The sequence below is a fragment of the Maritalea sp. genome (assembly GCF_051251695.1).
Classification (GTDB): domain Bacteria; phylum Pseudomonadota; class Alphaproteobacteria; order Rhizobiales; family Devosiaceae; genus Maritalea.
Genome location: NZ_JBPOEU010000009.1, coordinates 93,645 through 104,353, shown reverse-complemented (window position 1 = coordinate 104,353; position 10,709 = coordinate 93,645). Strand labels below are relative to the sequence as shown.

The following is a 10,709-nucleotide window of genomic DNA, read 5'->3' as shown; positions in this document are numbered from 1 at the left end:
TGAGCTATTTGCTCAATTATCTAACTTAGTTAATCCGTGCGTGCTAATTTCACCGGTTCCAAAAATCGCATAATAAAACCTGTACCTTCTTATCTCCTGTTCGTTAGCAGTCTTATATGACACTTCCCCAGTTACAACGTGCGCTTTTTCATTTCCTATATCCTCCCATTTATCTGAGTTTGCCTTTGCAAAAATATTTAGCTGACTCAGTTCACCATCATTTTTCTTGTTAATGTCATCAACAACAATTTTTAGCTGCTCACCCATCGTCAAGATGTAGGGTTTGTCCCTATTCACCCAAGCTGTAAGAAGCACAAACAAGATTAAGCCAGAAAGCAATCCTACAAAAAAACTGAACCCGCCAAACTTAAAATTCACTTGTCGTTACTCCCGCCAAAACCGGTATGTTGACTTTTATGTCTTCAATGATTTTTGCCGCCACCATTCTAATCTCTGACGGACCAATGCCAGCAACAACTTTCGCGTCCATATGAATTTGCAAAAGAGCCCAATCAAGCGTCGTCGGGGTTTTGTGAACATCGTCGTCGTTGAACATGGATTCTGTGCCAGGAGAAAAATCGCCCAACAACCCTAATGACTGGATGAGTTCCTCGTACAAGCAAGCCTCTAAATTTCGCTCATCATCAATCAGAATGAATACAGTACCTACTGAGTTGACATCTTCAATTAACGCTGGAAATGGAGTCGCCGTGCAAACCCCTTGCTTCATGTCAGGTGCGTTTTTTGCAATCTGATACAACTGAAAAGCAATCTGTCCAGTTTCTCCCTTTTGGCCGAAATCATCCATATAGCTATCAATCTCTTCACTCGAACCAATAACAACATAGGCGCGATCATGTTGAGCAATTTTCAGATTTTTCCGTGTTCCAAACGCATCAATCAACTGACTAGGACGGTAGGCTTTATAAATTTCAAATGGCAGGTGAGCATTGATGTCATGGACTACGCGAAAAATCACATCAAACTCAAATTCCTTGTCTGTGTAGCTTTTTGGATCAAGAAACAGCGGCAATACATGCAAGACGCGCTGTTTAACTCTCTTATATAGCTTATCCCGTCCCACGGCTTCTTCGTTGTCTGCGAACTCAAGCTGAAATGCAGACTTGATATAATAATCAATAAGAGTCTCTTCATCGTAGATATTCAACGCTTTTTGCAATGGCTCAGTAATGGGTTGTTGTGCCAAGCATGTCGTTATTGGCAATATACAAAGCCAGACAACAAAAATGGCTTGCGTCAAGACCCCCAAACCGGAGCTGATAGTTGCTCCAACAATTTTCGTTAAAATTTGGATGCTAAATTCTCGCGACATAGTTTCCTCCGATTGCCTTGAAACCCAAACGAGATAAGAGCCTATCAGTTCGCTCAGCATCGATACCAGACGTCGAATGAATCTGAATTTCTTCGGCTTTTTGTAATTTCGACCAATCGGTGGCCATTCGCATTAGCTTTATGCCGACGCGACCTCCGAGAAGTGAATTGCGAACTTTGCCGGAAACATAAAGCGCGTAAACCGTCACCATGCGCCCACCAATCCCTAAATAATAATCACCAACACCTGCATTGAGGATGCCGACAGTTACACCGTTATGTTGGACATAAACCGAAAGTGTGTCCGCTGGATGACGGATCGCTTTTGTATAAGCGCGTTCAAATTTCTCGCCCGAGAATGGCAAATGTGAATATCTGCCTTCAGCATGGGCTTCCAGAACAGTGTCTCGAATTTTCAGGATGTCTTCTGGGCTCTCCGCCCGATATGCAACCAGTCCATTCGTCGCCAAAGGCGCCTCAGGGTGAGCGACCTGCCCACTGGTATTTTCATTTCTGTTGGGTGTCGCTGCCACACTCATTAGGACTTGCCTACGCGGCAGAAATTACCAAAAATGAGACTTAAAGAAAAAAACATAAACACCAAAACTTAAAAAAATAAATCAACTATTACGACTTTGATTGTTCACACTGAGCAAACACTTTGTCAAGAATGTGACTGCAATTAAGACCTTATTCCAAAATGCGTTTTGGCGACCAATTCTGCATGGAAACAACATCTTTTGACAGGCACCGCGCAAGCTTCATACGTTCACGCATTTTACTGTCTGACGTCAGCGCGTATGGGTCCAAGTAGTGTAATTTGATTGTCCGTCGTCAGGGTTTTTGGAACCAATGGCTGCTTAAACTAAGAGAGAGTTTAGCTCATCTGATTGGTTTCATTATGCAGCGCGTTGTCTGTGTTGCAAGCGCCGCGTTTCTAGTGTTTCTCTTTTGATCCTTTCTCGTTGTTTTAGAATGGCTTTGTCGCGTCCGAAGTAGACATCAGCAGGTGTCACATTGTTCAGGCTCTCGTGGTAGCGCCGATGGTTGTAGTGATCGACGAAAGCTTCGATTTGCGCTTCGAGATCACCAGGCAAAAAGTAGTGGTTCAGCAGAATGCGGTTCTTCAGGGTTTGGTGCCATCTTTCGATCTTACCCTGGGTCTGGGGATGATACGGTGCACCGCGAGTGTGTTTCATTCCCTTGTCTTGCAGCCAGTCACCCAATTCCCCAGAAACATAACTGGAGCCATTGTCGCTGAGTAGTCGTGGCTTGTGAACGACGTGAACCTGGTCGCAACCTGATGCCTGCAACGCTAGGTCTAGAGTGTCGGTTACATCCTGGGTCCTCATGTTTGTGCACAGCTTCCACGCAATGATGTAACGGCTGTAATCGTCCAGTATTGTACTGAGATAGAACCAACCCCAGCCGATAATCTTCAGATAGGTGAAGTCCGTCTGCCACAACTGGTTGATCGCGGTGGTTTTGTCTTTGAATTCATTGGCTGCCTTGATGACGATAAAGGCTGGGCTGGTGATCAGGTCATGCGCTTTCAATACGCGATAGACCGAAGCCTCTGACACAAAGTAGCTTTCCCTGTCTGTGAATGTCACCGCCAGTTCTCGAGGTGACAGCTCCGTCTCCGTCAACGCCAGCTTGACGACTTTGCGCCGAACTTCGTCAGGAATGCGGTTCCAGATATGTTTTGGTTTGGGGGATTGATCCTGCAATCCTGCCTCACCACGTTGAAGATACCTGTCATATCAACGGTAGAACGTGGTGCGAGGTATACCCAGCTTTGCCAAAGTCTGTCGGGCTAACAAATGTGATCCCTCGACCAGTTCTATAATCTCTAGTTTCTCAGATGCGGGATATCTCATTCTTGGTCGCCCCATTCCCGGTCATGCTTTTTTTGAGCAGCCGGAGTTCAAGCGTTTGTTCTGCAACAACTTGCTTTAGATCACGCGCTTCACGGCGAAGATCCTTCACTTCGTCCGAGTTCGCAGCACGGGCCGTGTCGCCTGCTAAGCGCCGCTTACCAGCCTCCAAGAAGTCCTTCGACCATTTGTAATAGATGCCCTGGGATATACCCTCACGACGGCACAGCTCAGCAATGCTGTCTTCGCCACGAAGACCGTCCAACACGATCCTGATCTTCTCTTCGGGTGAATACTGCTTACGTGTGGCACGCTTGATGTCTTTGACGATCTTCTCGCCATGGCTCTTTCGAGTTCCACTGGTCTGTCTCATCTTCCACTCCTTGGTGGTTGCGATGAGCCTAAAACACTCTCTTATCAAATTACACTACTTGGACCCATACGCGCTGACGTCAGACACGTTGACGTTTTGCCACATTGGCTTTGACTCTTGCGGTCATCCGATGGCCTCAAGCTCTAAGAGTGTCGCATTTGAGCTTTGCACAAACTCTCTTGTTTTATCTTTGCAGAGACAACTCATGTAGTAGGGTACGCGCTACCTTGAAGTGCGACTTTTGTTTGAAAACAATGTGTTATCAAACAGGAGGAATATGTCATGGGCACCAAATACACAAATCTCACTCGAAGAACGACGCAAGATCGAACGTTGGAGACACGCTCGCGTAGCAGTCGACGAAATGGCTCGGGTTTTAAACCGTCATCGATCTACAATACGAGCTGATGGCCTTTCGACTGCATTTTGTTTGATGGATAAGGCTCAGATTCAATCAGTTCCGGGCGCGCATGAATTGGTATTTGGCGAACCTATTCCCGCTTGACGGAACGTCCAATGTTTTCTACGCTCATTGCATTAGAGAACAGGAGATTGCCAGATGATACTATTACAAGGGAAATTCGCTTAAGCGAGTTGCAATTGCTGTTTGGGCGAAGCCCACAGTGCATCTGACAAATATTCTCTAGGAAATTCTTACATGTTTAGATTTGTTGCGGGTCTTGTTGATCCGTTTCAGCGCTATGCTGCCGTAACGCCGGCATCTGGTGCGCTGTCTTTTATCCTTCAAAATTTGCGTCCAATGCGTCGGATCGTCTTGATTTGTTTCATCACCACCATTTTTGCGGCTTTAATCGAGGTTTGGCTGGTTTATTATGCGGGCCACCTGATTGATCAATTGGTCAGCATAGAACGGACTAACATATGGCAAGACATGGGCGGTGAAATGCTCCTCGCCGTCCTCGTTCTCTTGGTTTTACGTCCCGGTGTAGCACTTTTGAATGAGGCATTGGACGATATTGCTTTTCGCCCCGCCACGGTGAGTTTGATCCGCTGGCGCGCACATCAGCATATAATGAAACAATCGGTTGGCTGGTTTAAAAACCAGCAATCAGGGCAATTGGCCACAAGGGTTCGAGAGCTCGGCGTATCCGCCACCAATGTTGTTTACGCCGTTCTGCACACATTGATTTATGTGGTGACATATTTCATTTGTTCGGTTTGGCTCCTCGCTGCGATTGACATCCGACTGGCCATTCCGCTTTTGATTTGGGCGGGACTATATGGTGCGCATATGGTCTACGCTGTGCCGCGTTTTAGGGACAATTACGAGAAGTTTGAAAACTCAAAAACCGAGCTAACCAGTCAACTTGTTGATGCATATAGCAACATTGAAACGGTCAAACTATTCACCGATCAGTCCCACGAAGACCCCAACACATTCCTAAAATTTCAAAACGCCCTAACGTCATTTATTGGGGTTCAACGGTTCGAAGTTTTGATCAATGTGGGGATGGTGTTTTTAAGCAATCTTTTGCTTGTTGGTTTGGTTGGCTATTCCATTTTGCTGTGGCAATCCGGCGATGCTATGTTGGGCATGGTTGCGGCGTCACTTGCCCTGGCGACACGCATTTCTAGCATGGCTGAATGGATGTTGGACTCTGTTGCGTCAATCTATGGCAATATAGGTGCAACCCGCGAAGCACTGAGCTCCATTGCGCAACCGATAAACATCAAAGATGCGCCCAATGCGCCGGCATTTATTTTTAAAGGCGGAGCGATAAAGTTTGACAACGTTACCCATCGCTATGGTCAATCCACAGGCGGACTAAGTGAATTGTCACTGGATATTGGTGCAGGTGAAAAAGTGGCTCTTGTTGGACCATCTGGCGCGGGGAAATCCACGATCGTCAATCTATTGATGCGTCATTATCAGCCTGAAGGCGGCCATATTTTTGTCGACCAGCAAGACATTTCTCTCATCAAACAAGACAGTCTTTGTCAAAACATTGCCTCTGTGGCTCAAGATGCCTCGCTTCTAAACCGTTCTATTCGAGAGAACATTAGTTTGGGTCAAAGTGATGCTTCGATTTCAGAGCTCATAGCTGCCGCTCGTAAGGCAAAAGCGGATGATTTCATCAGGTCCATTAAGGACTATCACGGGAACGCGGGGTATGACGCTATAGTTGGAGAACGTGGCGTTCGCCTTTCTGGTGGTCAAAAACAGCGGGTTTCGCTCGCCCGCGCTCTCTTGAGAAATGCACCAATCCTTATTTTGGATGAAGCGACTTCGGCACTTGATTCTCAGGTGGAAGCTGAAATCTTGGAAACGCTTTATGATTTCATGTCGGACAAGACGGTAATCGCCATTGCACACCGGCTTTCAACCATCGCACACATGGACAAAATCGCGGTGATCGACAATGGAGCAGTCGTTGAATTTGGCACACATAAAGACTTGTTGGCAAAGCACGGTCTATACGCCAAGTTGTGGAACATGCAAGTGGATGGTCTGTTGGGAACACTTTAGTTAAAACGGGCCCCCGCCGCTTGTCGGCGGCGGCCCATATCTGGATGGAAAACATCAACTCGATCTGGAAATCTCACAAACTTTATCTATTGGACATGGCGGATTTATCCGTTCGCGTTCAAAGTCAAAATGGGTATGATAGACGTGTAACCCAACATTGATTTGCCGCTCATTCGGTCACTGTTTATTGCTGAATAAAGCCTAACCAACCTGTTTTTATATGAACATTATAGATCAACGATTGCTCGATTATGCACCAGCCTCGAAATCTGCGCTCGCACGGGTTCGTGCGCTTGTCCATGATGTGGCATCCCAAACGCCCAAATGTGGGCAAGTTGTGGAAGCGTTGAAATGGAACCAAATCAGTTTTTTAACTCAAAAACCAAAATCCGGCACAACGATTAGAATTGATCAAAATGGTTCGAGATCAATCTCCTTGTATGTGCATTGTACAACCAATCTTGTTGATCAGGTGCGCGAATTATATGGCGACACGTTCGATTTGGTGGGCACGAGAGAAATTGTGCTGCCGAATCATCTTGAACCTGTTGAAGCTGAGCTACGGCACGTTATTGCCCTTGCATTGACCTACCATCAAAACAAAAGAGCAAAACTATGAAGCCAAGCCGAGATATTGCAACTCTAATCGAGATAATGCACCGGCTGCGCGACCCTGAAACCGGCTGTCCTTGGGATTTGAAGCAAGATTTCAATTCCATCAAATCTCACACGATTGAGGAGGCCTATGAAGTTGCGGATGCGATTGAGCGCGAGGATTTTTCGGATCTGAAAGCCGAGCTTGGTGACCTCTTATTCCAACCTATCTATTACGCCCAGATGGCAAAAGAGGTTGATAAATTCGATTTTGGTGATGTGGTTTACGGCATTTGCGAGAAACTCATTCGACGACATCCCCATGTTTTTGCACAGCAAACACTGGATGATGCAGAAGCCGTCAATTCGAACTGGGAATCTATTAAGGCAGAAGAACGACTTGCAAAAGCGCAGGATGGGGAACCATCCGTTCTGGATGACGTGCCACGGGCACTCCCTGCCCTAACGCGGGCTAACAAACTTGCTAAACGTGCTGCGCGGGTCGGCTTTGACTGGCCTGATGCAAGGCAGGCTTTGGATAAGGTACGTGAGGAACTCGACGAAGTTGCTGTCGAACTAGAAGATGACAATCACGAACGACTTGAAGAAGAGCTAGGCGACTTGCTGTTTGCTATGTCGTCAGTCGCTCGAAAATCCAATATCGATCCCGAGGTCGCCCTCTCGAAAGCCAACCAGAAATTCATCCGTCGGTTTAAATATGTTGAAAAACGTTGCCTTGAGGATGATATGGAAATCCAAAAAGCAGGTCTTACTAAACTGGAAGAATATTGGTCGGAAATTCGAAAGGCAGATAAGGAATAAAGCTAAACCTACTGCTGCCCTTCAACAACAAACTTGTCGAATTTTTCGAGAAATGGCGACATTTTGTTTTTCAATATGCGCACTTCGTACCGTGTTGCATCGTGTTCTTCATCCGCGGCTGCGCTTAGAACCTCGCCATTTTCATACAGCCAGTGTGCAATACCTGCGTGCTTATGCGGCAACATAACCACTTGAAAACGTCCTGATTTGCTCAGTTCCTCTTCAATCGCTGCAAGTAGATCGTCGATGCCCTCGCCGGTCTGAGCAGAAATTTCAACAACCGTTAGATTGGGGTTTCTGTGGCGACGGCGCAACTCAAGTTCGTCGGCAGTGAGCGCGTCAATCTTGTTCCAAACCTCAATGAACGGCACCGTCTCCGGTGAAACATCAAGGTCGGCCAAAACGTCATTCACATCTTGGGCTTGGGCAACATAGTCATCATTCGCCACATCGCGGACATGCAAGACAACATGAGCTTCTGTTACCTCTTCCAAAGTGCCACGGAATGCAGCAACTAGGTCCGTCGGCAGATCGGCGATAAATCCAACCGTGTCTGAAAACACGACTTCGCGCTTATGGGGCAAAGTTGCGCGACGCACAGTCGTATCGAGCGTCGCAAAAAGCTGGTCTTCGGCATTGATTTCAGAATCTGTCAAAACATTAAACAAAGTCGATTTGCCAGCGTTTGTGTATCCAGCCAATGCAATAATCGGAAACGGAATGGATTGGCGCGATTTTCGTTGTTCAAAACGGGTTTTTTGAACTTTAGCAAGCCGCTTATTGAGTAGGTTCACCCGCTCTTGCAGCAATCGTCTGTCCGACTCGATTTGTGTTTCACCGGGTCCACCGACAAACCCCATGCCGCCACGTTGTCGCTCAAGGTGGGTCCATGACCGCACCAAGCGCCCGCGTTGGTAGTTAAGGTGCGCAAGCTCAACTTGAAGCACACCTTCACGAGTTGCCGCTCTATCACCAAAAATTTCAAGGATAAGCGCTGTTCGATCAAGTACTTTCGCGCCCAACCGCGTTTCCAAATTACGTTGTTGAATTGGGGTTAGCTGGCAGTCGATAAGGACCAGAGTTATCTCGTCATCTTCAACCTGCTGGCAAAGTTGTTCAACTTGACCGCCGCCAATAAAGGTGGCCGGTTTCACTTCACGGACATTGAAAATATGGTCGTCGATAACTTCCAAATTTATGGCGCTCGCGAGACTTTTAAACTCTTCAAGCCGCGCCTCAATCGTCCGCCTGCGTGGTCCGCGCGTAACGTCTGGACACACCAATAGGGTGCGCGTGGCAGCTACACGACGATCATGATAGGCAGCGTCGCCCTTTTTAAAGTCGACGCCAACTTGATTTTCAATTTTGGATTTTTCTGACAGCCCAGTTAACCTTTGTCGCTAGTTTCTGGGTCAAACAACTGAATAGGTGCGCCCGGCATAATGGTGGAAATGGCATGTTTGTAGACCAGTTGAGACTGAGATTCACGTCGCAATAATAGACAAAAATTGTCAAACCAAGTGATGACGCCCTGAAGCTTCACACCGTTTACAAGAAAGATTGTCACTGGGATTTTGTTCTTGCGTACATTATTCAGGAACGAGTCTTGAAGATTTTGGTTTTTCTCGTTGGGCATTGGTTGGCCTCTTTTTTGGGCAAATTCGGCAAAAAATTACCTTCAATGCCAAGAATAAGTTCTCATTTTATTACCAACAATTGGTGTTGAATAAAACTTTAATAATTTACCGCAACACAATCGGTACGCACTCAAATGCAGGCTGTCAATTGGTTTGGGTCATCATTGCTGCCGAAAATCAGCGAAAGCGGCGAAAAACACCAATATTTCAATACGTCCGGCAAGGGCCAAGCCAGATGCCCACAGGCCAATAGCTGCCCCACCCTCACCTTGTATATAGGATGAATCAACCAAATTTGCGACCGAGTTAATGCTGCCAATTCCCGTGGATAACGCACTTTCGAACGGCATACCCAAAATAGTAAAACCGAAAATTCCGACGCTGAGGGTTAGGATGAACAAGAAAAAATAGCTCCAAATCGCCTTGATCGCGCGCGCGCCAAAAAGCCCATCGGTGAAACGGTTGGCCATGATGGCGTTGGGGAAAACGAGTTGACGTGCCTCAGCAAGAGAATTCGACATCATCACGCCCAACCGATAGAGCTTAATGCCGCCGCTGGTCGAGAATGTTGTTGCGCCGCCCATTGCAAGCATGAAGCTGAGGAGAAGTGGTACGCTGATGCCAGCGTTTGGATTGTGTGTAATCCCTGTCGTTGTCATTATCGATGCGACATCAAAGATGTGGCGTAAGAATTCAAAGCTGCCTTCATCTGCCGCCCCATTTACGATCGACAACAGCATACCTAGCCCCAATATGAGAAACACGACCGCAAAACTTTCGCGATGTTCCCGCATCAACAATTCAAAGCGACGCGTTACTATCATTCGGTGCCAAATGATGCTTGTTCCACCGATGATCATGAATACGATCAGCGTTATCTCGGCAGTAAAGTTGTTAAAGATCGATCCGCCTGATGCCGTTGGCAAAAAACCGTTTGTCGACATCGCCGCAGTTGAAGCCAAAACCGCATCCAGTGGCCGCACACCCTGTGCAAAAAGCAGTAACATACAAGTTAGCGTTAGGGTTGCATAGGGCACGGCAATTTCGCCCAATGTTCGGAGTAGTCTTGGCCCTCCTGCACCGGTGCCGTGCAACACAAATCGCAAGTCACGATTTGGCACGCCACCAACTCGATAAGGGCTCAGTACATAAACAATTAGAGCAAGGGTCAAAAACCCGCCAAACCATGCGGTGACAGCGCGGTACGTTTTCATAGGCGTACTGATCATATCAACGCTCACCGACGTCGTGCCAAGGGACGTGGTGGCCGAAACAGCTTCAAACCACGCGCGGTGCAGTGACATCCCTTCCAATAGGATAAAGGGTAGCGTTGCGGCGCTGGCCAGCGTCAACCAGCAGCATAACGACATGACGAAAATTCGACCGCGTGAAAGCTTGCGATCCTGCCCATTGAACGAGAGTAAAATGATGGCTGAAAAGAACAGATAGGCAATGATCAGCAGTGCAAAGCCTTCAATCATCGCCTCATTTTGACCGATTACAGCAACACCAAACGGCGCGCACAAACAAAATGCAAAGCCAGCTAGAATTAAACTACATATGGAAAGGATTGTTGGCATATCGGT

9 protein-coding genes and 2 pseudogenes are annotated in these 10,709 nt (G+C 47.1%); 4 read left to right on the top strand and 7 right to left on the bottom strand.

Annotated features, from left to right (window positions below; translation table 11 throughout):
- Positions 1-12: 12 nt before the first annotated feature.
- The 4 genes and pseudogenes from ACSHWX_RS07195 to ACSHWX_RS07180 all read right to left on the bottom strand — a co-directional run bounded on the left by ACSHWX_RS07195 (position 13) and on the right by ACSHWX_RS07180 (position 3,582).
- Positions 13-378 (bottom strand): hypothetical protein, encoded by a 366-nt coding sequence (locus ACSHWX_RS07195; protein ID WP_435667519.1) that lies wholly within the window; start codon positions 376-378, stop codon positions 13-15.
- Positions 368-1,333, bottom strand: coding sequence for a DUF2927 domain-containing protein (locus tag ACSHWX_RS07190; RefSeq protein WP_435667518.1), 966 nt, complete (start codon positions 1,331-1,333; stop codon positions 368-370). The genes ACSHWX_RS07195 and ACSHWX_RS07190 overlap by 11 nt, the downstream gene beginning before the upstream one ends.
- The gene (locus tag ACSHWX_RS07185; protein WP_435667517.1) at positions 1,317-1,871 is read right to left on the bottom strand and encodes a hypothetical protein; all 555 of its coding nucleotides are present in this window, start codon (positions 1,869-1,871) and stop codon (positions 1,317-1,319) included. Before ACSHWX_RS07185 ends, ACSHWX_RS07190 begins: the two co-directional genes overlap by 17 nt.
- A gap of 360 nt (positions 1,872-2,231) precedes the next feature.
- Positions 2,232-3,582: pseudogene (locus ACSHWX_RS07180) on the bottom strand (IS3 family transposase).
- A 277-nt stretch (positions 3,583-3,859) separates the two neighbouring features.
- Here ACSHWX_RS07180 and ACSHWX_RS07175 point away from each other — a divergent pair.
- From ACSHWX_RS07175 to mazG, 4 genes and pseudogenes are all read left to right on the top strand, one after another.
- Positions 3,860-3,982, top strand: a pseudogene (locus tag ACSHWX_RS07175) (helix-turn-helix domain-containing protein); the annotation flags it as partial.
- Between the two features lie 258 nt (positions 3,983-4,240).
- Positions 4,241-6,070 carry an ABC transporter ATP-binding protein gene (locus ACSHWX_RS07170; RefSeq protein WP_435667516.1) on the top strand — a complete coding sequence of 610 codons (1,830 nt, stop codon included), beginning with the start codon at positions 4,241-4,243 and terminating at the stop codon, positions 6,068-6,070.
- A gap of 220 nt (positions 6,071-6,290) precedes the next feature.
- Positions 6,291-6,689 carry a DUF1801 domain-containing protein gene (locus ACSHWX_RS07165; protein WP_435667515.1) on the top strand — a complete coding sequence of 133 codons (399 nt, stop codon included), beginning with the start codon at positions 6,291-6,293 and terminating at the stop codon, positions 6,687-6,689.
- On the top strand, positions 6,686-7,486 hold the full coding sequence (mazG, locus tag ACSHWX_RS07160; protein WP_435667514.1) for a nucleoside triphosphate pyrophosphohydrolase: 801 nt from the start codon (positions 6,686-6,688) through the stop codon (positions 7,484-7,486). The genes ACSHWX_RS07165 and mazG overlap by 4 nt, the downstream gene beginning before the upstream one ends.
- 8 nt (positions 7,487-7,494) lie before the next feature.
- Here mazG and hflX read toward each other — a convergent pair whose 3' ends face one another.
- From hflX to ACSHWX_RS07145, 3 genes are all read right to left on the bottom strand, one after another.
- Positions 7,495-8,766 carry a GTPase HflX gene (hflX, locus tag ACSHWX_RS07155; RefSeq protein WP_435667513.1) on the bottom strand — a complete coding sequence of 424 codons (1,272 nt, stop codon included), beginning with the start codon at positions 8,764-8,766 and terminating at the stop codon, positions 7,495-7,497.
- Between the two features lie 107 nt (positions 8,767-8,873).
- Positions 8,874-9,122, bottom strand: a complete 249-nt coding sequence (gene hfq / locus ACSHWX_RS07150; RefSeq protein WP_435667512.1) for an RNA chaperone Hfq — start codon at positions 9,120-9,122, stop codon at positions 8,874-8,876.
- Positions 9,123-9,284: 162 nt separating this feature from the next.
- Entirely contained in the window at positions 9,285-10,703 is a 1,419-nt protein-coding gene (locus ACSHWX_RS07145) for a potassium transporter TrkG (protein WP_435667511.1), read from the bottom strand.
- Positions 10,704-10,709 lie beyond the last annotated feature (6 nt).